The sequence below is a fragment of the Nesterenkonia populi genome, from assembly GCF_007994735.1.
Taxonomy (GTDB): domain Bacteria; phylum Actinomycetota; class Actinomycetes; order Actinomycetales; family Micrococcaceae; genus Nesterenkonia; species Nesterenkonia populi.
The window spans coordinates 788,284-810,464 of record NZ_VOIL01000001.1; the positions used below are offsets into that span (position 1 = coordinate 788,284).

Below are 22,181 nucleotides of genomic sequence, written 5' to 3' on the forward strand. Positions count from 1 at the left end.
TTGGAGAGCATCTTACGTCCGGACGTGTTTCTTCTGTGTATCTCACCATTGTCCGCATCATTGTGGCAACGGATCGTGCGGTGAGGGCGGCTCAGTCCAGGGTGCCTGCTCTATATGAGCGTGCCGAGCGCTCGAGCTCTTCAGCCGTACGGACCAGCTGGTTGGCCCGGGAGGTCAGCTGGCGTGCATCCTCCTTGGAGAGGCGCTGCCTGTCCGTCCAGAGGGCCTGTCCTCGCGCGATGACCCGGCAGAAGGCCGCGGCCCGGTCGAACGCGACGTCGATGTCGCCGTCGTGCATCCCGCTGAGCACCCGGTCTGCCAGGCGTGTCATCTCTTCGGCGGTGGGCGGCTCCGCGATTCCGGCGATGACGTGCGGGGCGGAGTCGGAGCGGCCCAGCTGGTAGTACTCGCTCATCCGTTCGGGGGAGGAGTGGACCGCGGTGCGCAGCGCGTAGATGCGCCAGAGGGAGCCGGCCAGCGAGTGGGCCGAGGAGTGTGCCCACAGTCCGGCGACGGCGTCGATCCCCTCGGTCTCGGCGAGCCGGACGAACCGTGCGGTCAGATCGGGGTCGCCGGCGCTGCGCCCGGCGTCGACCAGTGCGTGGGCGGAGTCGTGGGCCGCTTGGGAGATCGCGGCAGGGTCGGCTCCGCCTTCGCGGCGGTCAAAGCTGGCGGGGTCGTTGTAGGCCGGGCGGCGGAAGCGCGGAGCATCGCTCATATGATGCGAGGATACGCGCCAGCTTCGGTGCGGCACCACCGCCGCTGTGGGAGAGCAGCCTTCTGTCCTGGGTGCGGATCGACGGGCGCAGGGGGCGTCTCCCTCAGCTGCCTGTTCTACGGGTGGTGCGTCTGCCTCTCAGCAATGAGCTGGCGGTAGCCGTCCTGATAGCTCGGAAACTGCAGCTCGCCGAACCAGCCTGAGAGTCGTGAGCCGTCGAAGACGTTGCCGCTCGGTTCCTCGGGGGTGATTCTGGGCGGGGGACTGAGGGCGAGCAGATCGGCGATGAACGTGACCACTTCACCGAGCGGGGCCGGGTGCTGGTCGACTGCGTGCAGCAGCTCAGGCGGTGAGGGGTGGGTGAGCATCGCGTGGAGGATGCTGACCAGGTCCGTTTCGTGGATCCGGTTGGTTCGTCTGGCGTACTGCACGGATTCGCCGCTGAGAACCTTGCGCAGCCGCATTCCACGCCCCGGGCCGTAGATGCCCGCTGGACGCACGATGTGGGCGCCGAAAAGCTGCTTGGCCAGTGCTTCGCCTTCGAGGAGCCTCTCGGCCCGTGGTGTGACAGGAGCTGCCGGGTCTGCTTCTGAAATCGGTTCTGCCCGCCCCGGGCCGTCGAAGATCCCGGTCGAGGAGACCATCACTGTCCGTTCCGGGGGTGAGGGGAGCGCCTCTGCCAGATGCTTGAGGGCGGTCGCATAGCCGTCGGGGTGATCTGAGCCGCCGATGCTGGGGGTGATGGTGATGACCATTGTGTCCACCTGCGGCAACGAGACAGGTGGCGGCGAGAGAAGGTCAACAGCCAGAGGGATGATGCTGGAGGGCAGCGAGGCGGTGGTGCGCCGCAGCCCAAATGCCTCCCCACCGTCGGCGATGAGGCGCTCGGCCAGGCGGGTGCCTACTTTTCCGCACCCGACCAGCAGTGTTCGGGAAGCGAGGGTGCTCACAGTTGGATCCTTTCAGGGTGACGAAGCGTCATGCTTCACACCTATTCTGCCGGAGTGCAGATGGGGCGAAGCTGGATACCGCGATGGGATATGATGAAGGGCGCGTTTCCGCGTGCCCAACGACCCGGGACAGCCTTCTGGGTACCAGGCGTGCGGAACGTCGTTGGACAATCGAATACACGGATGCCGCCTCATAGCGGCGGCATGGGCCTTTAGCTCAGTTGGTAGAGCATCGGACTTCAAATAGGAGCGCCCCAGCGGAAACGTTGGGGATGACACCACTCAAAGTCGGGGAACCCTTCCTAGATCATCTAGATGGCAATCCCGAGCCAAGCCGAGACAGCTGTCTCGGAAGGTGTAGAGACTGGACGGGTGGCACCTACGGCAGACGCTACGGTGAAGGGACAGTCCAGACCACGAACGCCCAGCAGGGCGGCGGCGAAAGCCGAAGTGGGAGGTTAATCCGCTGGTCGCGGGTTCGAGTCCCGCAGGGCCCACCGTGAACACAAAACCCCCAGTCAGTGCGATATGACTAGGGGGTTTTGTCGTGCGGCATCGGCCGAATCGATGACGTTGTGCGGGGACCACTCGACTCAGCAGCCCTCCTTGGTGGCCGTTTACTGCAACTCCAGGCGGGCAGGGTGCCCGTGCACATGAGTTCTACCCATCCAAAGTTGCGTCGAGAGCTGCTTTAACCGTCGAGACGCAACTTTCAATGGGTCATCGGAGGGGAAAGAACCGGTGCAACCCCGTGAGAGTTGCACACGAAGACAAGCGTCATGATGTATCCCGACCTGGGTCTCTAGCCAGCTTCGAGACGATCTCTCTGAGGATGAGGCCACCCATCGTCGTAGGCCAGGCCGAAATCCGCCGCCATAACAGTCCTCTATGGGATGCGGGGCATTAGCGTCGGACCATTTCGGGACGAGATCGACGGCCTGCTGAAGAATGTCGTTCGCGTCGTTCCTGTCGGCGGGGCGACTGTCACCGCTGCTGTGTTCAGAGGCGTCTAAAGTGCAAGTCATGAGCGCTCAGCGGGAGGGTCTGCTGTCGCGAGAGGATGTGAGCAGGGTCGATGGCCTGCCGGTGATGAGGGTAGAGCGCATGATCGCAGACCTGGTGGAGACCAACCAGGACCTCTCGCTGGTGGGAGACGTCCTCAGCGATGCCCGCCGGGCCGGACTGATTGCCTCGGATGCGAAACTGGCGCACTATCTGGAGCCTCTGGCGCGGCGGAATCAGCGTTCCTCCGGTACGGACTTGCGAGAGTGCCTCTACGAAGTGGCAGGCGTTTCAACTGGACAGTGAACAGTACGGCAGCTGGAAGACGTTCTCCGCCGCCTACAAGGCGGTCGCCAGGAACGATCAGCGGGCAACGGTGGATGCGCATCTGCGCTTCGCCGTCTTCGACCGGTTCCTCTGCCGAGTCTTCGCAGACCAGGAACGCAGTGAATGGCTGCTGAAGGGCGGAACCGGTCTTCTCGCGCGCGTTCCCGACTTGCGTGCAACCAAGGATGTGGACCTGGTCACCACAGAGAAAGAGCTCCACGACGCGCAGGGAGCTCTCATCGACGTGGCTCAGCGGGACCTCGGAGACCACGTGGAGTTCCACTTCAAATCCTCCCAGCCCACAGGCGGGGGAGAGAACCAGCCGAACGTCCAGGCACGGCAGGTGACCTTCGTCTGTTCGGACGCGGATACCGGCCGGTGGATCGGGGATGTGAAGGTGGACCTGGCCTGGCAGTGCAGTACTGGCCAGGACCACTCGAGGATGCACAGCCGGCCGAGGACAAGGACTACTGGGCGAACATGAGGTTCATCCTCTGCTGAGGATCGCCTTCGAGCGGATGCGCTGGTGGCATTTCTGCCCGAGACCGAATAGCGCGGACACCCTCAGCAGGCTCCTTGAAGTTACTTCAGCGGGACGGACTCGCTGGCAGGCAGGAAGCGCTGTCAAGATCGAGCAGAAGAAGGCGCGGCTCGATCAGGACCTTTGACCACTCTGAGGGGATGTTCCGGTACACCCCGGGTGCACCCGAGGGTCGTTTACGCTGGGTTTTGACCAGTTCTATCCAACGCACGCCAACGCCCTGATCTGGAGTTTTTCTAAAGCGCCATGCCAGAGCTGGGTCTCGAACGGACTTTCAATCCGATGATCTAGACTCAAAGAGACCTCCTGGCGAGGCGCCGGCTCAGTCGTCCCGCAGGCAACCGACAGTGCAGTCCATGGGATGGGTCTTATGCCAGTCTTCGAATATCGGTCCTACATTCCCTTCCCGCGAGAGAGCGTCTTCTCCTGGTACGCCCGCCCCGGCGCGCTCACCCGCCTCCATCCGCCTTTCGCCGGACGAGTGGTTCAAGAGCCCTCCAACGGGCTCGAAGAGGGCTCCCAGTCGACTCTGGGGATCAACCTCCCCGGAGTGTGGGGCACGAGCCTGACCGCTGTCGCCGGGCTGCTGACTTCCCAGCTCGGCATCCCGCTGCGCACATGGATGCACTGGAAGGCGCGGCACACTGACTTCACCGCCGGCTCGGGCTTCTCCGACGACATCGTCTCCGGCCCGCTCTCCGAATGGCATCACGAAAGGGAGTTCTCCGATGAGAACGGCGGAACCCTGCTCACAGAAAAGGTGCACTACGAACTTCCCCTGCTCCGCCGGGTGCCCTCCGCGGTCTCCGGAGCTGCAGCCTCCCGATTCGAAGCTGAGCTGCGCAGAATCTTCGAGTACAGGGAGCGTCAGACAGCAGAAGAGCTGGCATTCCACCAGAGCCTCGGCACGCTCGCCTCATCGCCCGAGCCGCCGAAACCTCGTGCAGCGGCAGTCTCCGGAGCCTCAGGGCTGATCGGCAGGCAGGTCTGCGCCCTGCTGGGCGGTGCTGGAATCGAGGTCAGGCCCATGGTCCGTGCCTCATCGTCCTCATCCAGCACGAACACCGCCGCAGGTCACAGCGGGCGCGTGATCCCATGGGATCCGCAGGCCCAGAAGCTGGACCCTGCAGAGTTCGAGGACGTCGACGTGGTCATCCACCTGGCGGGCCACCCATTGGCCGGACGGTTCACCGCCTCGCATAAGCGCAGGGTCAGGGCCTCCCGCGTTGACGGCACGGAGCTGATCGCCCGTGCTCTTGCTCGTGCCGAAGCCTCGGATCACCGGGGCCGCGCCCTGGTCAGCGGCTCAGCCGTCGGATTCTACGGCGCGACGCCGCAGGACCGCGCCCACCACCAGCAGGAGATCCTGACCGAAGACCTACCCGCAGGCACAGACTTTCTCGCGGACGTCTGCCGGCAGTGGGAGAAAGCAACGGCTCTGGCCCGGGACGCCGGAGTCCGGGTCTCCATGGTCCGCACCGGCATCGTCCAAACCCCCGCCGGTGGTGTGCTGCAGCAGATGCTGCCGCTCTTCGCCCTCGGAGCGGGCGGCCCGCTCGGATCCGAGCAGTGGCAGAGCTGGATCAGCATCGATGACATCGCGTCGCTCATTGTTCACGCCGCCCTGCATCCCGCGGTCGAAGGGCCCCTCAACGGCACCGCGCCGAACCCCGTGCAGGCCAAGGGGTACGCACGGCAGCTCGCCGAAGTGCTTCATCGGCCCGCCGCTGTTCCCGTGCCGAGCTTCGGACCGAAGCTGCTCCTCGGACGCCAAGGCGCCCGAGAGGTGGCCATGGCCGACCAGCGCGTCAGTGCTGAGCGCGTCCGCGGCACGGGCTTCGGCTTCCGGCATGCCGCCCTCGACGAGGCGCTCCGGCACGTTCTGGGCCGCTGACCAGGGGTGCCGGACCTTTCCGGTATCAGCCCAAGCACAGTTTCAGGTGGTAGCTATGGACCACGAGCGATAACGCTCCGCAAAAAAGCGGAAAGCCGCAGCCGCACCGCGGATGGCCGCCAGGCACTGCGACGCTGGAAGGCGGCACATGGCACACATCGCTGTCACGGGAGCTACGGGCTACATCGGAGGGCGCCTGGTGCCCCAGCTGCTGAAAGCAGGGCACACCGTTCGTGTGCTCACCAGGCGCGCAGAGTCGCTGCGCGACGTGCCCTGGCGCGACGACGTCGAAGTCCTGGAAGGCAGTCTCGATGAGCTCGAGAGCGCCCGCGCACTGTGCCAAGACGTGAACGTGGTCTACTTCCTCGTCCATTCGATGAGCGGAGGACGCGATTTTGCCGCCATGGACAAGCGCTGCGCCGAAGCAGTGGGACAAGCGGCCGCCGAGAGCGGCGTACGAAGCATCGTCTACCTTTCAGGGCTGCATCCTGAAGGTCAGCTCAGCCCCCACCTGCAGTCCCGGGTTGAAGTCGGAGAGATCCTCGAAGCCAGCGCAGTGCCGACGCTGACGCTGCAGGCCGGGCTGGTCATCGGCTCCGGCTCCGCAAGCTTCGAAATGATTCGCCACCTCACCGACGTCCTGCCTGCTATGCCATCCCCGCAGTGGGTGCTCAACAGAGTTCAGCCCATCGCCGTGCGGGACGCCCTGCACTACCTGGCTCATGCGGCGGAGCTGCGCCTTTCGGAGAGTCGCCGGTGCGACATCGGCGGGCCGAACGTCCACACGTACGCCCAGCTCATGAAGCTCTACGCCCGCTCCGCAGGGCTGCGTGAGCCCGCAGTCATCCCCCTGCCGGTCCTGACCCCCTGGTTGGCGGCTCAGTGGGTCAACCTCGTCACGCCGATCCCCCGCTCTCTGGCGATACCCCTCGTGCAGTCCCTCCAGCACGACTGCGTCGTCAAAGAGCGCGGCATCGATGAGCTGATCCCCCCTCCTGAGGACGGGGTCACCGACTACGAGACCGCCGTGGAGCTCGCTCTCGACAAGATGTCGGCAGACCGTGTGGAGACCACGTGGGCAGGTGCTCACCCCCTCGAAGTCCCGTCCGAGCCGCTGCCCTCCGACCCGGAATGGGCCGGTCGGACCGTGCTGATGGATCAGCGCGAAGCGTCCACCACGGCGTCGCCCGAGGCGGTGTTCAGCGTTGTCGAGGGCATCGGGGGCGAGAAGGGCTACTTCTCACTCTCGAAGGCTTGGAGGCTTCGCGGTGTGGCCGACAAGCTGATCGGAGGAGTCGGGCTGGGCCGCGGCCGGCGCAGCAAAGAGGGCCTTCAGCTCGGCGATGCGGTGGACTGGTGGCGGGTCGAGAGCCTGGCCCCCGGACGTCTGCTGAGGCTGCGTGCCGAGATGAAGATGCCCGGCCAGGCGTGGCTTGAGTTCTGTGTGAGGCCCGACGGCGATGGTGCGGTCCTGGCCCAGCGCGCCATCTTCTTCCCCTCGGGGCTGGGCGGACGGGCGTACTGGCTGGCTCTGGCGCCCTTCCATGCCGTGATCTTCCGGAAAATGGTGGCGCGCCTCGCTGCTGAGGCACAGTCTCGGCAGCGTTCAGGGCATCGCGGGGAGCCTGATGGGTGAGGTCAGAGGCGCTCGGGCAGTTCGTTCGGTTCGGTAGTGTGCATCCTGAGACTGCACAGTTATGATTAGCTAAGTTAATTACTAGGCAGGCTAGCTGATTGAGGTGCGTGTATTGGAGCCTGAGAAGCCGAGCCAGGTAGTCCTGGTGACTCCCCAGGGCGAGCCTCGCGGAACCCTCCTCAAAAAGGATGCCCACACTCCGCACACTCCCCTGCATCTCGGGTTCTCCTGCCATGTGGTCGACGGCGGCGGCAATGTTCTGGTCACACGGCGCGCACTGAGCAAAAAGACCTGGCCAGGGGTGTGGACCAACTCCTTCTGCGGTCACCCCGGACCGGATGAGCCGTGGGAGGACGCCGTCAGGCGACATGGGCGCCTCGAGCTCGGATTGGACATCGCCGACGTGTCCGCGGCACTCCCCGACTTTCGATACCGGGCCACCGATGCCTCCGGCATTGTCGAGAACGAGATCTGCCCCGTCTTCACCGTCACGGTTGACCATCTGCCCCAGCCCAATCCTGAAGAGGTGATGGAGACAGCCTGGGTGGCCCCTCAGCAGCTCAGAGATGCTGTGGAAGCTGCTCCGTGGGCCTTCAGCCCATGGATGGTGATGCAGATTCCGCAGATGCCTCTCTACGGGGAACGTTCGCAGCCGCGTGCTGAGGATGAGGTCCTATGACGAGCGCGACCAGCACCACCAATGATCTGAGTCTCTACACCCGCGCTGCGCAGGCGGCGGCATCGCCTGTCATCGACGCGTACTCGACGTCCTTCGGCATGGCCACCAGCCTGCTGCCCCCCACCACTCGTACGGGGATCCGCAGCATCTACGCCCTGGTGCGGGTGGCCGACGAGATCGTCGACGGAACGGCTGAGGAGGCCGGGCTGGACAAGGGCCACCAGCGTGAAGTGCTGGACGCCCTCGAGCAGGAGACGCTGGTGGCGCTCGAACGGGGATTCAGCGCGAACCTGGTGGTGCACGCCTTCGCAGCAGCTGCCCGCTCCGCGGGACTCGAGGCTGCCCTGGTGACGGCCTTCTTCCGCTCCATGCGGCGGGACCTCGAACCGGTGCGCTCGCTGAGCCGGGAGCAGTACGCCGCCTACGTGCACGGCTCAGCCGAAGTGGTGGGCCTGATGTGCCTGCGCGTGTTTCTGGGGGATGCATCGCTCCCGGAGGGGCAGATGGCTGACGCCGAGTCAGGGGCAGCCCGCCTGGGGGCCGCCTTCCAGAAGATCAACTTTCTTCGTGACCTCGGTGAAGATGCCGTTCAGCGCGGCCGCGCCTACTTCCCCGGCACGATCCCCGGTGAGATGAGCGAGCCGGAGAAGGCAGCCTTCCTCGCTGAGATCGACGAAGACCTGGCGGCCGCGCGCAAAGTCCTTCCCATGCTCCCGCCGGGGCCCCGTCGGGCTACCGCGCTGGCCGCAGGACTCTTCGAGGAGCTGGCGCGCCGGCTGAGTCAGACGCCGGCCGCCGAACTGCAGAATCGCCGCGTCAGCGTCCCTCGGCGCACCAAGGTGCGGCTCCTCATCGGAGTGCTGACAGCTGAGGCCGTCAGGAGCCGGCGATGAGGCCGCGCACATCGAAGCCTCGCACTGCCGTCGTCATCGGCGGCGGCTTCTCCGGACTGGCCTCAGCCGCCCTTCTGGCCCGGGACGGCCTCGAGGTGACCCTGCTGGAAGCCAGGGGAGCCTTGGGCGGCCGTGCGGGGGAGTGGCGCGAGCAGGGCTTCCGCTTCGAAACCGGTCCTTCCTGGTATCTGATGCCGGAGGTCTTCGACCGGTTCTTCCAGCAGATGGGCACATCTGCTCAGGCGGAGCTGGACCTCGTCCCCCTCGACCCCGCCTACCGGGTCTTCTTCGAAGGCGAGTCAGAGCCCTTCGACCTGCCGGACCAGGATTCCCTGCAGGCGCTGAAATCCCTGGAGGAGACTCCCGGCTCACTGGACGCCTACATGGCCTCAGCCGCAGAGACCTGCCGCCTGGCGACGGACCGCCTGCTCTACTCGACCTACAGCTCACTGCGGGACTTCACGGACCCCGCACTGATCCGTCGGCTGCCCAGGCTCCTGCGCCTGCTGGGAGAGCCGCTGGAACGTTTCATCTCCCGGCACACCACCGACCCTCGGGTCCAGAAGATCCTGGGCTACCCCGCGGTCTTCCTCGGCACCTCTCCCCGGGCGGCGCCGAGCCTCTATCACCTGATGAGCCACCTCGACATCAACCAGTCGGTGCTCCATCCTCGCGGCGGGTTCAGCGCTGTCGTCGAGGCAGCTGCTCGGTTGGGCCGGGGCCACGGAGCGGACCTGCGCACTTCGTGCAGAGTTCAGCACATCGCCGCGTCCGCAGGCCGAGCCGCCGGCGTCCACTTTACCAATGCTGACGGGGACAGGGAGTTCCTGGCAGCGGACGTCGTCGTCAGCAGCGCCGACATGCACCACACCGAGATGGACCTGCTGGCCGCCGAGCACCGGACAAGATCCTCGCGCGCCTGGAAGCGCCGAGACCCCGGCCCGGGAGCGGTCCTGGCGCTGCTCGGAGTCAAGGGAGAGCTCCCCGAGCTCGCGCACCATTCGCTCTTCTTCACGGAGAACTGGCAGCAGGGCTTCGACGAGATCTCCGGCGCCGAGGCCCCTGCTGGCCCGCCGCGCTCCCTCTACGTCTGCCGGCCCAGCGCCACCGACGCGGTCGCTCCGCCCGGCGACGAGAACCTCTTCGTCCTCGTGCCCACCCGTGCTGATGAGACTCTCGGGAGCGGCGGTGCAGGCGGTGCGGGCGACGCTCCGGTTGAGCAGATCGTCGACGAATCAATCCGGCAGATCGCCGCCTGGTCAGGCATCAAAGACCTTGAGGAAAGAGTCTATGTGCGCCGCAGCATCGGTCCGGCCGACTTCGCCCGGGAGTTCGGGGCATGGCGCGGCGGGGCGCTGGGACCAGCCCACACGCTGCGGCAGAGCGCCTTCCTTCGCGGTCCGATCCGTTCGCCGAAGCTCCGCGGGCTGTACTACGCCGGAAGCACCACCATGCCCGGCATCGGCGTGCCCATGTGCCTGATCAGCGCAGAGCTGGTCAGAGACTCCCTGCGCCGGGACAGCCGGAACGAGGCTCAGGAGCGTTCGGATGCCTGAGGCGCTCATCAGTCTTGCCTATCTGACCGCCCTGCTCACCTCCCTGGCGTGCATGCTGGTGATCGACCATCGCTTCGAGCTGTTCGTCTTTCGGAGTCCCCTGCGCGCCGCCGCTGTGGTCCTAGCAGGCCTCATGCTCTTTCTGGCATGGGACTTCGGGGGCATCGCCCTCGGCATCTTCTTCCAAGGCCCCGGCCCCTACATGACCGGCATCATGCTTGCGCCGGAGCTCCCGCTCGAGGAGATCGTGTTCCTCACCTTCCTCAGTCACCTGACGATGGTCCTCGTGCTCGGAGCCCAGCGCGTGCTCGCACATCGGAGGTCCAGATGGGCGGACTGACCTACCTGGCGCTCTGCGCACCCTTCATCGCATTCAGCGTCGTGCTTGCACTGGGCGCCGCGCGCGTCCAGGCGCGCAGACGCTCCCAGGCCTCGGCGGCCTCCGAGCCGCAGGCAGGACTGCTGGTGCCTGCGGCCGGGATTGCGGCTCTGGTGCTGATCGTGCTGACCGCAGTCTTCGACAACGTGATCATCGGAGTCGGCCTCGTCAGCTACGACGACGAGGTCATCTCAGGGCTGCGCATCGGGCAGGCACCGATCGAAGACTTTGCATATCCCATCGCCGGCGTCATCCTCCTGCCCGCGGTCTGGGTTCTCCTGCGCCCTCTCGAGACCCGAAGGAGAGCCAGTGATTCCTGAGCTGCTGCGCTCTTCGCGTCCGCTGAGCTGGATCAACACCGCCTACCCCTTCGCGGCTGCCTGGCTTCTGGCCGGCGGCGGCATCGAACCGGCGCTGATCGTCGGGACTGTCTTCTTCCTCGTGCCCTACAACGTGGCGATGTACGGCATCAACGACGTATTCGACCATGCCTCCGACATGGCCAACCCGCGCAAAGGCGGGGCGGAGGGAGCGCTGCTCGACACGTCGCTGCATCGGCCCATGCTCATCGCCAGTGCCGCACTGACCGTTCCCTTCCTCCTGGTGCTGGCGGCCCTGGGCAATCCCGTCTCATGGGCCGTGCTGGGTCTGAGCATGCTGGCAGTCGTGGCGTACTCCGCTCCGCCGCTGCGCACCAAGGAGATCCCGGTCCTCGACTCGCTGACCTCCAGCCTGCACTTCGTCACTCCCGCCGCATACGGCATAGCCCTGGCCGGCGGGGAGGTGAGCCTCCTTGTGGCCTGTGCTCTGGGCGCCTTCCTCCTATGGGGTATGGCCAGCCATGCTTTCGGGGCAGTGCAGGACATAGGCCCCGACCGAGAAGCCGGCATCAGCTCCATCGCCACAGCGTTCGGCGCACGACGAACTGTTCGGATCGCGCTGGCCCTTTGGGCGTCGGCGGGTCTGCTGGTGCTGGGCACCGGCTGGCCGTGGGCGCTGGCGGGCCTGCTGGTGATCCCCTACCTTGCTGCAGCCCTTCCGTACGCCTCGCTCAGCGATGCTTCGGCCTCACGAGCCCACCATGGATGGAGACATTTTCTGTGGATCAACTACGCCGCCGGTGCGGCGCTGACGATTCTGCTGCTCTCTGCCTCCTGACCGATCGCCCCACCCGCTGTATGAAAGGACAGTCACCATGACAGACCCCAGCCCGAGCTCCTCCGCTGCCAGCGGCGGCCCGGAGACCACCCAGGTTCCCTTCGCAACGGAGGCCTCCATCGGCGGTCCCCGCCACGTGTCAGCGCCTCAGGAGTATGACGCCGTTCTTCTGGCCGGCTTCGGCGGGCCAGAGGGCCAGGATGACGTCATCCCGTTCCTGCGCAACGTCACCCGCGGCCGGGGGATCCCGGATGAGCGGCTCGAAGAGGTCGCCACGCACTACCGGCACTTCGGCGGCGTGAGCCCCATCAACGAGCACAACCGGCAGCTGCGCCAAGCGATCGAGGACGAGATGCGACGCCGCGGCCTCGACCTTCCCATCTACTGGGGCAACCGCAACTGGGCCCCGTACTTGGAGGACACGGTCAGGGAGGCTGCCGAGGCCGGCCATACCCGCCTGCTGGGGGTGGCGACAAGCGCGTACAGCTCGTACTCCTCCTGCCGCCAGTACCGGGAGGACTTCGCCCGGGCGATCCTCGACACAGGGCTTGAAGGCGTGGTGCGGATCGATAAGGTCAGGCAGTTCTTCGACGTGCCCGGCTTCGTCCAGCCCTTCGCCGAAGGCGTCGCAGATGCTCTGCAGGGCTTCGCCGACCAGGGGGTCGCTCCTGACCAGATCCGGGTGCTCTTCGCCACGCACTCGATCCCGTCTGCTGATGCTGAGCGTTCGGGCCCTCAGGAGCTCGGCCTGGGCGAAGGCGGCGCCTATGCCGCCCAGCACCTGGCTGTGGGCGGGCAGATTATGGAGCAGCTGCGCGAAGCGGGCCAGGCCAGTGCCGACACGCAGTGGGAGCTGGTCTACCAGTCCCGGTCCGGGCCGCCGTCCCAGCCCTGGCTCGAGCCCGATGTCTGTGATCGTATTGCTGAGCTGCCGGACGAGGGGGCGAAGGCAGTTGCCGTGGTGCCGCTGGGCTTCCTCAGCGACCACATGGAGGTGCTCTGGGACCTCGATGAGGAAGCCATGGAGGCTGCCGAGGAGGCTGGCCTCCAAGCCGTTCGCACGCCGACCCCAGGTGTTCACGCCGCCTTCGTCTCCAGCGTGGCAGACCTCATCGAGGAGCGGATGCAGGCGACCCCGGTCGCCGAAAGGCCGCACCTGACAGACCTGGGGCCCTGGTTCGACGTATGCCGGCCCGGATGCTGCGAGAACGTTCGCCGGGGCTTCAGCCCCGCGGCAGCGGGAGTGAAGCCCTAGCGGTGCGTCTGTGGTCACTGCATCCTGCAGCATTGGACCGCCAGGGCCTGATCGCGTGCTGGCGCGAAGCCCTGCTGGCTCAGGCTGTGCTGCTGGGACGAACGCGCGGGTACACGCGCCACCCGCAGCTGCACCGGTTCCGTGAGCACCCGGAGCCGGTGCGGGCCATCGGGGTCTACCTGCAGGGTCTCCGGGAGGAGGCGGTGCATCGCGGCTACCGGTTCGACGCCAGTCGAATAGCTCGGCCGCCTGCGGAGGAAGCTCAGCCTGCTGACCTTCCGCGCATCGAGGTGACCACAGGACAGCTGGAGTTCGAATGGCGCCATCTGCGCAAGAAGATCGAGATGCGGTCACCGTCGGCGCTCGAGACCGCCGAGTCCGTTGCCGCGGGCGAACCCGGCTCGGGCCGCGGCGCGCCCCCCGCGCACCCGCTGTTCATACCTGTTCCAGGTGAGGCAGAAGCCTGGGAGCGAATGTGAGTGGGGGTGCCGCGGAGCGCCGCCCCACCGTCTCGGTGGTGATCCCCTGCAAGGATGACAGTGCCTTCCTCGGGGTGTGCTTGGCGGCGCTGAGCCGCCAGACTCGGCGGGCGGACGAGGTGATCGTGGTGGACAATGATTCCTCCGATGCCTCTGCAGCCGTGGCAGAGGCTGCCGGCGCCGCCGTCGTCTGGTGCGCGGCCCCGGGCATCCCGGCGGCAAGCTCCCGCGGGTACGATGCGGCGGCCGGGGAGCTCATCCTCCGCATGGATGCGGACTGCATCCCGGGGCCCTTGTGGATCGAGGAGGTGATCGCAGCGTTCGAGGCCCGGCCGGACGTCTCCGCGCTGACCGGGCCTGCGCGCTTCTACGACGGGCCGACTGTCCTCCGGACGCCGCTGGCCGCCGCCTACCTCGGCGCCTACGCCCTGGTCTCGGCTGCGGCGCTGGGACACCGCCCTCTGTTCGGATCTCACCTGGCCATGCGCGCCGAAGCATGGGAAGCAGTGCGCGACTCCGTCCACCGGGAGGACCCAGAGATCCATGATGATATGGACCTGTCCTTCCACCTCGGAGGCCGCCACCGAGTGGGATATCTCAGAGGAGGGACGAAGATGGGCATCTCAATGCGCCCCTTCTACGACGTCGGCGCCCTCCGCAGACGGTTCGTCCGGGGAATCAGGACTGTGACGGTGCATTGGCCGGAGGACTTCCCGCCCTACCGATGGCGGAGGGTCCTCCACAGGTGAGACCTGCGCGCGGGCGGGATGAGCCCTGGTGCCGTAGAACGGCGCGCAGATCCGCAAGGCGGCTGCCTATGCGGAGCAGACCCCGGTCTGGGGCAGGCCGAGCTCCCGTGGGACGGAGTCCCTTCCGGCCAGATGCGCTGCGATGGAGCGGACCTGCTCGTAGCCCGTTGCCAGAAGGAATGTCGGGGCCCGACCGTAGGATTTCGTTCCCGCGATGAAAAGATCCTCCTCCGGATGGGCCAGAGCACCGGCTCCGTGAGCACGGACCGTTCCGCAGGAATGCAGGGCCGGGTCAATCAGAGGCGCCAATCGGCGCGGGGCCTCGAGAGTGGAGTCCATATCCAGTTGGAGATCGCTCAGAAGGGAGAGATCAGGCCGGAAGCCTGTGGCGGAGATCAGCTTGTCAGTGCTGAGCGTCCGACCATCAGCGAAGCTGACGAGCAGAGCTTCGGCGTCGGTGCGCAGTCGTTCCACGGCAGCAGAGGTGAGGAGCTCGATCTGACCGCCTTCCACGAGCCGGCGAAGCCGCTGTCCCAGGGCGCCCCGTTCGGGCAGCTGGTCGGCGTCGCTGCCCCCGTAGATGGGATCAGGGCTAGTGCCGCGAATGGCCCACCTGATCTCCGTGGAAGGTGCGTGCCTCTTGAGCGCTGCGAGGTTCAGCAGTGTGTTGACTGCGCTGTGGCCTGAGCCGACCACCAGCACGCGCTGCCCTGCCAGCCGTGACCGGTCATTCCCCAGAACATCCGGCAGTGCCCCGAGCAGATGCGGTGCTGCGGCAGGATCATGCTCACCGGAGGCGGGCGAGCCTGATCTCCCCATCGGGTTCGGCTGATGCCAGGTGCCGGAGGCATCGACCACAGCACGGGCATGAATGCGCCTGGGTCGGCCCTCCTGCTCGACGTCGACGACGAAGGGTCGAATGCCGTCGGCGCCTTGAGATTCAGCTCGACTGATCCCTGTGGCCCGAGTGCCCACACGAACGCGCTCTCGCATCTCAGGGGTCTCAGCCAGCGGCTGGAGATAGTGCTCGACGACTTCCGCGCCGGTGGGCAGTGCAGTGGGCCGAGGTGAGGTCCAGCTGGTGGATCTCAGCAGACGGCGGCAGGCAGCATCAATGTTGTACTGCCAGGGTGAGAACAGCCTGATATGCCCCCACCGGCTCATGGCTGCTCCGACATGGTCACCGGATTCGACGACGACGGGTTCAAGCCCATGCTCCACAAGGTGGGCGGCCGCGGCCAGGCCGACAGGGCCGCCTCCGATGACGGCGACAGGGAGTTCAGCGGTCATGTCCGAGGCTCCTTTGAGGCGGCAGGCAGCTGGATCAGCATGTCAGAGCGTTGTGGGCGTCGTGTGGGCGATGATTCGGTCGCCGCGAGCATCTGTCGTGCGGAAGAACTTTCGGGCCCAGAGGGCGAAGTAGACCAGGCCCACCAGGACAGGGACTTCGATCAGCGGGCCGACGACGCCGGCGAGCGCCTGTCCCGAGGTGGCGCCGAACGTGGCGATGGACACCGCAATGGCGAGTTCGAAGTTGTTGCCCGCGGCGGTGAAGGCCAGTGTGGTGGAGCGCTCATACCCCATCCTGAGCATCCAGCCGAGGGCCATGGAGGCGATGAACGTGACCGTGAAGTAGATCAGCAGCGGGACAGCGATGCGAGCCACGTCCAGGGGCTGGCTGAGGACCTGGTCGCCCTGAAGGGCGAAGAGCACGACGATGGTGAACAGCAGGCCGTAGAGGGCCCACGGGCCCAGCTTCGGCAGGAGGCGCTCTTCGTACCAGGTGCGGCCCTTGGCGCGCTCGCCGACGAATCGAGTCAGGAAGCCTGCGGCCAGCGGTATGCCTAGGAAGACCAGGACGGAAAGGGTGATTGTCCAGATGCTGAACTGGGCCGAGGTGGTCTCCAAGCCGAGCCATGCGGGAAGCAGCTGAAGATAGAACCAGCCCAGAACGCCGAACATGAAGACTTGGAAGATGGAGTTGACGCCCACCAGCACGGCCGCGGCCTCTCGGCTGCCGCAGGCCAGGTCGTTCCAGATCAACACCATGGCGATGCAGCGGGCCAGGCCCACGATGATCAGGCCTGTTCGGTACTCCGGCAGGTCGGGGAGGAAGATCCATGCCAGGGCGAACATGAACGCGGGAGCCAGCAGCCAGTTGATCACCAACGAGGTGACCAGGAGTTTTCTGTCCTGCAGCACCAGGTGCGCCTCGGAGTAGCGGACCTTGGCCAGCACCGGGTACATCATGACCAGCAGGCCGATCGCGATCGGAACAGAGACTCCCGCCACTTCTGCGGCATGCACTGCTTCACCGATGCCGGGAGCAGCGGCGGCGATGATCAGCCCCAAAGCCATGGCCCCGAGAATCCAGGCCGGCAGGAACTTGTCGAGGAGGGAGAGTCGAGCCACGACGGGTGCGGCATCGGGCGCTGCGCCTTGCATGGGTGACCGAGCCTCCGTCTATAGATTGATGCCTGTCGATGTGAGAGTATTGATGAAACATCGAAGTTCGTCAATATTTGGAGGTCGGCCCATGTCGGAGTCAGCCGCTGAGTGCTGCGCTGTTCCCCCCGATTCGGGCAGTCTCAACGACGAGGCAGCGGTGGAGGCCGCCGCGAAGTTCAAAGCGCTGGCCGACCCCAACAGGCTGGTGCTGCTCTCGCTTGTGGCAGCCGGAGAGAACGCTGAGGCATGTGTCTGCGACCTCACTGAACCTGTCGGCCTGGGCCAGCCCACGGTTTCGCACCATTTGAAGGTCCTGGTAGACGCCGGATATCTCCATCGCGAGAAGCGGGGAACATGGTCCTACTACTCCGTGGTGCCCGGGTCGCTGGAAGGCCTGAGGGAGACTTTGGACCATCTGATGCCTGGTGAGGACGACCAGGACAGCGCCGAACATCATGCAGAGGAGACTGTCAGCTGATGAATGAGACCACCCGCGGCGTACTGTTCGTGTGCGTGAAGAACGGCGGCAAGTCCCAGATGGCCTCGGGCCTGCTCGAGAAGATCCTCGCAGAGCGCGGGCAGCTCCACGCGGTGCGAATCTCCTCTGCCGGCACCCGGGCCGGCAGTTCGGTCAACGCGCTCTCCGCCGAGGTGCTGGCTGAGGTCGGCGTCGACATTGCGGCACGGGCACCCCGTCAGCTGACCCCCGAGGCGATGCGGGAAGCAGGCCATGTGGTGATTCTCGGCGCAGAGGCAGAGGTCCCCCAGACTGAGGGCGTCACCATTGAGCGATGGGAGACCGACGAGCCCTCCCTGCGCGGCATCGAAGGCCGCCGCCGCATGGAGCTCATCAGGGATGACATTCGCTCCCGCGCCCAGGAGCTGGCCGACCGGCTCAGCGCGCCGCGGGCGGCTTAGGCTCCGCTCAAGCGCTGATGATGCCGAAGCTCAGCATGATGTAGACGAAGATGCCGAGCAGTATCCGGTAGCCCACGAAGAGGCCGTAGCTGTTTCTTGAGACATAGGCGAGGAACCAGCCGATGATCACATAGGCCACTGCGAAGCCCACAGCTGTGGCGAGCATCGTCTGGCCCATCGTGTAGGGACCGGTTTGCTCTCCGAATGCGCCGATCAGCTTATAGAGCCCAGAGCCGAAGACGGCCGGGATGGCAAGCAGGAAGGAATAGCGAGCCGCAGCCTCACGGGTGTAGCCCATGAGCAGGCCCGCGGTGATGGTGCCGCCGGACCGGGAGACCCCGGGCACCAGCGCCAACGCCTGCGCGAAGCCGAAAATGATGCCGTCGCGCACGCTCAGCCGATCCAGAGGTTTGCGCTGGGTGCCGACATGATCGGCGAAGCCCAGCAGGATGCCGAAAGCGATGAGCATCGTCGCCACCAGCCACAGGCTGCGGAAGGTGGACATGATGAAGTCCTCCAGCGCCAGTCCCAGCACGACGATCGGAATGGTGCCGACAATGATCAGCCAGCCCATCCGCGCATCGGGGGAGCTGTGGGAGCCCCGGCCGAGCACCGCTCTCCCCCAGGCGCCCAAGATCCTCAGGATGTCGCGCCAGAAGAACACCAGTACGGCCGCCTCGGTCCCGAGCTGGGTGATGGCGGTGAACGCCGCGCCGGGGTCATGGGCCCCCGGCAGGAACTCTCCGACGATCCTCAGGTGGGCGGAGGAAGAGACGGGCAGGAACTCCGTGAGGCCCTGAACCAGGCCGAGGATGATCGCTTCGATCCATTGCACCTGCTGAGACTACTCCCGCCGACACCGTGCCGGCGGCTACTGCTGGGGGGCGTTCTCACTTTCGAGAACGGTCTCGCCTGAGATGATCTCCTCGCGGAGGCGCTCCAGGTCATCACTGACCTGCTGAGGCACCTCGTCCTCGAACGTGTGGAACGGAGCCAGGCCTACGCCCTCGTTCTCGAGGTCCCCGATGTATGTCTCGTTGCTGAACCGGCCTGCCTCACCCTCCTCGATGGTGTCGTACACCGCCTCAGAGATCTGCTTCTTCACCGAGGTGAGGATGACGTCGCCGTAGCGGGTGGAGTGGTAGCCGTCGGAGTCCACCCAGATCATCGCCGCCTCCGCCTCGACGATCATGTCGCCGGCGCCCAGGCCGGCGTTGCCGGCGACCGGCATGATGATGTCAGCGCCCCAGGCCAGCAGCTGCTCGGTGACGAGCTCACCCTGGGTCGTGTCGGTGAAGTCCCCGGAGAAGGAGCCTTCCTGCGTCTCCTTGTCCCAGCCCACAAGCTCGACGTCCTCACCGTTGTCCTCGTTGTAGCGGTCCACGCCGTCGGCGAAGCCGTCCATGAACACGGCCACCGAGGGGAGCTGAATGCCGCCCCAGGTGCCCACGGTGCCTGACTCGGTCATGGCCGCGGCCAGGTAGCCGGCCAGGTAGGCGGCCTCACCGGTGTTGAACACCAGGGTCCTGGCGTTCTCGTGCTCCTCGGAGATGACCTCGTCGATGAGGGCGAACTCAGTGTCCGGCTGAGCCGCAGCTGTGGCGTTGATCGTCTCCTCGAGCATGAAGCCGACGCCGAAGATGAGGTCGCACTCAGCCTCAAGCATCTCCTCCATATTCGGCTCGTAGTCCCACTCATAGGTGGACTGGGCCTCGTCGTGCCCGATGCCGAAGTCGTCGACGGCGCGCATCACGCCCTCGTAGGCGGACTGGTTGAAGGATTCGTCGTCCCAGCCGCCCTGATCAGAGATGAGGCAGGCACCGTAATGGGCGTCCGAGGGGCGTACGTCAACCTCCTCCTCCTCCTCGGGCTCCTCCTCGTTGGCGCCGCCGCAGGCGGTCAGGACGAGGGCGGCAGTCGTTGCCAGGGCCGTTCCGACACGAGAAAATATGGAGTTCATTGTGGAGAGGGTCCTCAGTGGTGCGGGAGTGAAGAACTGCGTCGTTCCATCGCAATCCTAAGGAAAAAACTCTACCCCCTCCGCGTTGCCGGCGGGTGAACCGGGAACGGCGGGGAAAATCCGGCGTCATAAAGTGCTGCGGCCTGCGCCCGGCAGGTTCCGCCTAGACTCATGCGGATGAGCACATCTTCCAGCACCGACCCGGCAGCCCACCCGCGGACCTTCGCCTCGGACAACTACTCCGGGGCCCACCCCGAGGTGCTCGCCGCCGTCGCTGAGGCCAACGTCGGCCATGCCCCCGCCTATGGGGAGGATCCCTGGACCGCCCAGCTGCAGGAGCTGATCCGTGATCTGTTCGCCCCGGACGCCGTCGCCTGCCCTGTTTTCAACGGGACCGGGGCCAACGTGGTCGGCCTGCAGGCTGCCCTTCCCCGCTGGGGCGCGGTCATCTGCGCGGCCTCCGCGCACATCAACAGCGACGAGGGCGGGGCTCCGGAGAAGACCGCCGGCCTCAAGCTGCTCCCCGTGGAAGCGCCTGAGGGGAAGCTCACTCCAGAGCTGGTCGACAAGCACGCCTGGGGGTGGGGCGACCCGCACCGCGCCCAGCCGCTGGCTGTCTCCATCTCCCAGAGCACTGAGTTCGGAACCTGCTACACCCCCGGGGAGGTCCGAGCCCTCGCCGACCATGCGCACGAGAGCGGCATGATCCTGCATATGGACGGATCCCGGCTCGGCAACGCCGCTGCGCACCTGGGCACCGGCCTCGCAGCGATCACCAGCGACGCCGGCGTCGACATGCTCAGCCTCGGCGGAACCAAGAACGGTCTCCTCGGGGCCGAAGCCGTGGTCGTGCTCAGCCCGGAGTCTGCCCCCGGACTCGAGTACCTGCGGAAGTCCACCATGCAGCTGGGCTCCAAGATGCGGTTCGTCTCCGCTCAGCTGACGGCTCTGTACGGCGGCGACCTCTGGCAGCGCTCTGCAGGGCAGGCCAACGCGATGGCCGCACGGCTGCGCGCCGGGCTGGAGCAGGCCCCCGGCGTCGGACTGCCGGTGCCCACACAGTCCAACGTCGTCTTCGCCACTCTGCCTGCTGAGGCCAAGGCCCGGGCGCGGCAGGCCTTCCACTTCTACGACTGGCCCGGCGATCCTGCCCTCGTGCGGCTGATGTGCTCCTTCGACACCACCGCCGAGGATGTCGACGCGCTCCTCGCCGCGATCACCGGACAGCCCTGATGGCCGCAGATCAGAGCGGGCACGAGGAAGCCGCGTGGGTGAGCCTGGTGCGCAACGGCGCCCTGGTCGCCGTGGTGCTGCTGATGATCTGGCTGGCGTTCAACGCGGACCTGCCCGCGCTGGAGACGCTGCAGCAGATGGCCGCGGACTGGGGACTGCTGGGGATGGTCGCGTTCATCGGCCTGTACGCCGCAGTCGCCGTCACTCCCATCCCCGTCACCATTATGGCAACAGCCGCCGGAGTGCTCTACGGAGTGGGGCTGGGGAGCATCGTCGCGGTGATCGGCGTGACGATCGGTGCGTGGGGCGGATACTGGCTCGCCCGGGTCCTCGGAGAGAGGACCGTGCTGCGGATGCTCGGCCGCTACCGGGGACGTATCGAAGGCCACCTCTCCCGCGCAGGGTTCGAGGCGATCTGCATGATGCGGCTCATGCCCGGCATCCCCTACTGGCCGGTGAACTACGGGGCGGGGGTATTCGGAGTCAGGCAGCGCGTGTACGTGAGCGCCAGTCTTCTCAGCATCGTCCCCGGGCAGGTCTCCCTGGTGGCGATCGGCGCGTTCGCCGCGAGCCCGACCCTCCTCACCGCCCTGCCCGTGCTGGTCTCCTGGGCGGTGGTGATTGTCCTGACCGTCGGGGCGTACCGCCGGTGGCGGTCGGTGGAGGCCGAAGCCTGATGGACGCGACGACGACGGCGCAGTACACGGTGCTGCAGCCCGGAGTGAGGGTCGCTGCGGAGATTGAGCGGAAGAAGTCCCGCTTCCTCGCCGTGCTCACCCGCAGCGACGCCGTCGAGGACGCGCAGGCGCTGGTGGACGAGCTGCGCCGGGAGCACCACGCCGCACGGCACCACTGCTCCGCATGGGTCATCGGTCCTGACCGGCGCATCCAGCGGGCCAACGACGACGGCGAGCCCTCCGGCACGGCCGCGGCCCCCATGCTCGAAGCGCTGAACAAGGCTGACATGCCCGGCGGAGCGCAGGACCTCTCCGACGCGGCCGTCGTCGTCGTGCGCTGGTTCGGCGGCACCCTGCTGGGCGCGGGCGGACTCGTCAGCGCCTATTCGGATGCTGTCCTCGCCGCTCTGGAGCAGGCGCGGGGGAAGTTCCTCCTCCGTCGCAGAATGCGGCTCTTCAGCCTCCTGGCCCCCATCGCCCAGGCGGGCCAGTGGGAGAACGAGCTGCGCAGCCACGGCATCCAGGTCCCCGGCGCGGACTACACATCAGCGGGGGAGGCAGCGCTGCGTCTGGCTGTGCCCGACACGGACGAGGACCTCGCCGTGCTCACCGCCCGGACTGCCGCGCTCACCCACGGCCAAGGCGAACTGGCCTCAGCCGGGGTCGAGTGGGTCGACGTCACCGGCTGAGGCCAGCGAGCGGCAGGAACGGCCTGCGCGCCCCCGGAAC

General features: G+C 66.5%; 24 protein-coding genes. 18 read left to right on the forward strand and 6 right to left on the reverse strand.

Going from position 1 to position 22,181, the window contains the following annotated elements; genetic code table 11:
* Positions 1–91: 91 nt before the first annotated feature.
* Complete coding sequence (locus FWJ47_RS03720; RefSeq protein WP_147104274.1) at positions 92–718, reverse strand: hypothetical protein; 627 nt, start codon at positions 716–718, stop codon at positions 92–94.
* A 116-nt stretch (positions 719–834) separates the two neighbouring features.
* Complete coding sequence (locus FWJ47_RS03725) at positions 835–1,668, reverse strand: Rossmann-fold NAD(P)-binding domain-containing protein (RefSeq protein WP_147104277.1); 834 nt, start codon at positions 1,666–1,668, stop codon at positions 835–837.
* A gap of 1,023 nt (positions 1,669–2,691) precedes the next feature.
* On the opposite strand from FWJ47_RS03725, the gene FWJ47_RS12025 reads away from it, so the two are divergent.
* The 13 genes from FWJ47_RS12025 to FWJ47_RS03785 all read left to right on the forward strand — a co-directional run bounded on the left by FWJ47_RS12025 (position 2,692) and on the right by FWJ47_RS03785 (position 14,216).
* Positions 2,692–2,976 carry a hypothetical protein gene (locus tag FWJ47_RS12025; RefSeq protein ID WP_170228465.1) on the forward strand — a complete coding sequence of 95 codons (285 nt, stop codon included), beginning with the start codon at positions 2,692–2,694 and terminating at the stop codon, positions 2,974–2,976.
* Between the two features lie 70 nt (positions 2,977–3,046).
* Positions 3,047–3,481 (forward strand): nucleotidyl transferase AbiEii/AbiGii toxin family protein, encoded by a 435-nt coding sequence (locus tag FWJ47_RS03730; RefSeq protein WP_170228466.1) that lies wholly within the window; start codon positions 3,047–3,049, stop codon positions 3,479–3,481.
* 418 nt (positions 3,482–3,899) lie between these two features.
* Positions 3,900–5,432 (forward strand): TIGR01777 family oxidoreductase, encoded by a 1,533-nt coding sequence (locus FWJ47_RS03735; RefSeq protein WP_246126149.1) that lies wholly within the window; start codon positions 3,900–3,902, stop codon positions 5,430–5,432.
* Between the two features lie 148 nt (positions 5,433–5,580).
* Positions 5,581–7,068, forward strand: a complete 1,488-nt coding sequence (locus tag FWJ47_RS03740; RefSeq protein ID WP_147104287.1) for an SDR family oxidoreductase — start codon at positions 5,581–5,583, stop codon at positions 7,066–7,068.
* Positions 7,069–7,180: 112 nt separating this feature from the next.
* Complete coding sequence (gene idi, locus FWJ47_RS03745) at positions 7,181–7,747, forward strand: isopentenyl-diphosphate Delta-isomerase (protein ID WP_147104291.1); 567 nt, start codon at positions 7,181–7,183, stop codon at positions 7,745–7,747.
* Positions 7,744–8,640, forward strand: coding sequence for a phytoene/squalene synthase family protein (locus FWJ47_RS03750; protein ID WP_147104294.1), 897 nt, complete (start codon positions 7,744–7,746; stop codon positions 8,638–8,640). Before idi ends, FWJ47_RS03750 begins: the two co-directional genes overlap by 4 nt.
* Positions 8,637–10,196, forward strand: a complete 1,560-nt coding sequence (gene crtI / locus FWJ47_RS03755; protein ID WP_147104297.1) for a phytoene desaturase family protein — start codon at positions 8,637–8,639, stop codon at positions 10,194–10,196. The genes FWJ47_RS03750 and crtI overlap by 4 nt, the downstream gene beginning before the upstream one ends.
* Positions 10,189–10,536, forward strand: a complete 348-nt coding sequence (locus FWJ47_RS03760) for a lycopene cyclase domain-containing protein (RefSeq protein WP_211358960.1) — start codon at positions 10,189–10,191, stop codon at positions 10,534–10,536. Before crtI ends, FWJ47_RS03760 begins: the two co-directional genes overlap by 8 nt.
* On the forward strand, positions 10,524–10,895 hold the full coding sequence (locus tag FWJ47_RS03765) for a lycopene cyclase domain-containing protein (protein WP_147104300.1): 372 nt from the start codon (positions 10,524–10,526) through the stop codon (positions 10,893–10,895). The genes FWJ47_RS03760 and FWJ47_RS03765 overlap by 13 nt, the downstream gene beginning before the upstream one ends.
* On the forward strand, positions 10,885–11,733 hold the full coding sequence (locus tag FWJ47_RS03770; protein ID WP_147104303.1) for a prenyltransferase: 849 nt from the start codon (positions 10,885–10,887) through the stop codon (positions 11,731–11,733). The genes FWJ47_RS03765 and FWJ47_RS03770 overlap by 11 nt, the downstream gene beginning before the upstream one ends.
* A gap of 37 nt (positions 11,734–11,770) precedes the next feature.
* On the forward strand, positions 11,771–12,988 hold the full coding sequence (locus FWJ47_RS03775; protein WP_147104306.1) for a ferrochelatase: 1,218 nt from the start codon (positions 11,771–11,773) through the stop codon (positions 12,986–12,988).
* 2 nt (positions 12,989–12,990) lie between these two features.
* Complete coding sequence (locus tag FWJ47_RS03780; protein WP_147104310.1) at positions 12,991–13,467, forward strand: pyrimidine dimer DNA glycosylase/endonuclease V; 477 nt, start codon at positions 12,991–12,993, stop codon at positions 13,465–13,467.
* Positions 13,464–14,216 carry a glycosyltransferase family A protein gene (locus FWJ47_RS03785; protein ID WP_147104313.1) on the forward strand — a complete coding sequence of 251 codons (753 nt, stop codon included), beginning with the start codon at positions 13,464–13,466 and terminating at the stop codon, positions 14,214–14,216. Before FWJ47_RS03780 ends, FWJ47_RS03785 begins: the two co-directional genes overlap by 4 nt.
* A gap of 66 nt (positions 14,217–14,282) precedes the next feature.
* Here the strand turns inward: FWJ47_RS03785 and FWJ47_RS03790 are convergent, their stop codons facing one another.
* Positions 14,283–15,506 carry an FAD-dependent oxidoreductase gene (locus FWJ47_RS03790; RefSeq protein WP_147104316.1) on the reverse strand — a complete coding sequence of 408 codons (1,224 nt, stop codon included), beginning with the start codon at positions 15,504–15,506 and terminating at the stop codon, positions 14,283–14,285.
* 42 nt (positions 15,507–15,548) lie between these two features.
* Positions 15,549–16,661 (reverse strand): ACR3 family arsenite efflux transporter, encoded by a 1,113-nt coding sequence (gene arsB, locus FWJ47_RS03795; protein WP_147104319.1) that lies wholly within the window; start codon positions 16,659–16,661, stop codon positions 15,549–15,551.
* A 91-nt stretch (positions 16,662–16,752) separates the two neighbouring features.
* On the opposite strand from arsB, the gene FWJ47_RS03800 reads away from it, so the two are divergent.
* Positions 16,753–17,142, forward strand: coding sequence for an ArsR/SmtB family transcription factor (locus FWJ47_RS03800; protein WP_147104321.1), 390 nt, complete (start codon positions 16,753–16,755; stop codon positions 17,140–17,142).
* Positions 17,142–17,582, forward strand: coding sequence for an arsenate-mycothiol transferase ArsC (locus tag FWJ47_RS03805; protein WP_147104324.1), 441 nt, complete (start codon positions 17,142–17,144; stop codon positions 17,580–17,582). The genes FWJ47_RS03800 and FWJ47_RS03805 overlap by 1 nt, the downstream gene beginning before the upstream one ends.
* Positions 17,583–17,589: 7 nt before the next feature.
* Here FWJ47_RS03805 and FWJ47_RS03810 read toward each other — a convergent pair whose 3' ends face one another.
* Together FWJ47_RS03810 and FWJ47_RS03815 are read right to left on the reverse strand one after the other, a co-directional pair.
* Positions 17,590–18,417: an undecaprenyl-diphosphate phosphatase gene (locus FWJ47_RS03810; protein ID WP_147104327.1), complete on the reverse strand. Its 828-nt coding sequence runs from the start codon at positions 18,415–18,417 to the stop codon at positions 17,590–17,592.
* A gap of 36 nt (positions 18,418–18,453) precedes the next feature.
* Positions 18,454–19,542, reverse strand: a complete 1,089-nt coding sequence (locus FWJ47_RS03815) for a BMP family lipoprotein (protein ID WP_147104330.1) — start codon at positions 19,540–19,542, stop codon at positions 18,454–18,456.
* A gap of 177 nt (positions 19,543–19,719) precedes the next feature.
* On the opposite strand from FWJ47_RS03815, the gene FWJ47_RS03820 reads away from it, so the two are divergent.
* The 3 genes from FWJ47_RS03820 to FWJ47_RS03830 are packed head-to-tail and all read left to right on the forward strand — an operon-like array spanning position 19,720 to position 22,141.
* Positions 19,720–20,775 (forward strand): threonine aldolase family protein, encoded by a 1,056-nt coding sequence (locus tag FWJ47_RS03820; RefSeq protein WP_147104333.1) that lies wholly within the window; start codon positions 19,720–19,722, stop codon positions 20,773–20,775.
* Complete coding sequence (locus FWJ47_RS03825; RefSeq protein WP_246126150.1) at positions 20,775–21,452, forward strand: TVP38/TMEM64 family protein; 678 nt, start codon at positions 20,775–20,777, stop codon at positions 21,450–21,452. The genes FWJ47_RS03820 and FWJ47_RS03825 overlap by 1 nt, the downstream gene beginning before the upstream one ends.
* Complete coding sequence (locus FWJ47_RS03830; RefSeq protein ID WP_147104335.1) at positions 21,452–22,141, forward strand: IMPACT family protein; 690 nt, start codon at positions 21,452–21,454, stop codon at positions 22,139–22,141. Before FWJ47_RS03825 ends, FWJ47_RS03830 begins: the two co-directional genes overlap by 1 nt.
* Positions 22,142–22,181 lie beyond the last annotated feature (40 nt).

Excerpts from the sequence above, each read along its gene's own strand:
- FWJ47_RS03720 (WP_147104274.1), bottom strand. The coding sequence starts at position 718 with ATGAGCGATGCTCCGCGCTTCCGCCGCCCGGCCTACAACGACCCCGCC.
- FWJ47_RS12025 (WP_170228465.1), top strand. The coding sequence starts at position 2,692 with ATGAGCGCTCAGCGGGAGGGTCTGCTGTCGCGAGAGGATGTGAGCAGG.
- FWJ47_RS03735 (WP_246126149.1), top strand. The coding sequence starts at position 3,900 with ATGGGTCTTATGCCAGTCTTCGAATATCGGTCCTACATTCCCTTCCCG.
- FWJ47_RS03740 (WP_147104287.1), top strand. The coding sequence starts at position 5,581 with ATGGCACACATCGCTGTCACGGGAGCTACGGGCTACATCGGAGGGCGC.
- FWJ47_RS03750 (WP_147104294.1), top strand. The coding sequence starts at position 7,744 with ATGACGAGCGCGACCAGCACCACCAATGATCTGAGTCTCTACACCCGC.
- crtI (WP_147104297.1), top strand. The coding sequence starts at position 8,637 with ATGAGGCCGCGCACATCGAAGCCTCGCACTGCCGTCGTCATCGGCGGC.
- FWJ47_RS03760 (WP_211358960.1), top strand. The coding sequence starts at position 10,189 with ATGCCTGAGGCGCTCATCAGTCTTGCCTATCTGACCGCCCTGCTCACC.
- FWJ47_RS03765 (WP_147104300.1), top strand. The coding sequence starts at position 10,524 with ATGGGCGGACTGACCTACCTGGCGCTCTGCGCACCCTTCATCGCATTC.
- FWJ47_RS03775 (WP_147104306.1), top strand. The coding sequence starts at position 11,771 with ATGACAGACCCCAGCCCGAGCTCCTCCGCTGCCAGCGGCGGCCCGGAG.
- FWJ47_RS03790 (WP_147104316.1), bottom strand. The coding sequence starts at position 15,506 with ATGACCGCTGAACTCCCTGTCGCCGTCATCGGAGGCGGCCCTGTCGGC.
- arsB (WP_147104319.1), bottom strand. The coding sequence starts at position 16,661 with ATGCAAGGCGCAGCGCCCGATGCCGCACCCGTCGTGGCTCGACTCTCC.
- FWJ47_RS03800 (WP_147104321.1), top strand. The coding sequence starts at position 16,753 with ATGTCGGAGTCAGCCGCTGAGTGCTGCGCTGTTCCCCCCGATTCGGGC.
- FWJ47_RS03805 (WP_147104324.1), top strand. The coding sequence starts at position 17,142 with ATGAATGAGACCACCCGCGGCGTACTGTTCGTGTGCGTGAAGAACGGC.
- FWJ47_RS03815 (WP_147104330.1), bottom strand. The coding sequence starts at position 19,542 with ATGAACTCCATATTTTCTCGTGTCGGAACGGCCCTGGCAACGACTGCC.
- FWJ47_RS03820 (WP_147104333.1), top strand. The coding sequence starts at position 19,720 with ATGAGCACATCTTCCAGCACCGACCCGGCAGCCCACCCGCGGACCTTC.
- FWJ47_RS03825 (WP_246126150.1), top strand. The coding sequence starts at position 20,775 with ATGGCCGCAGATCAGAGCGGGCACGAGGAAGCCGCGTGGGTGAGCCTG.
- FWJ47_RS03830 (WP_147104335.1), top strand. The coding sequence starts at position 21,452 with ATGGACGCGACGACGACGGCGCAGTACACGGTGCTGCAGCCCGGAGTG.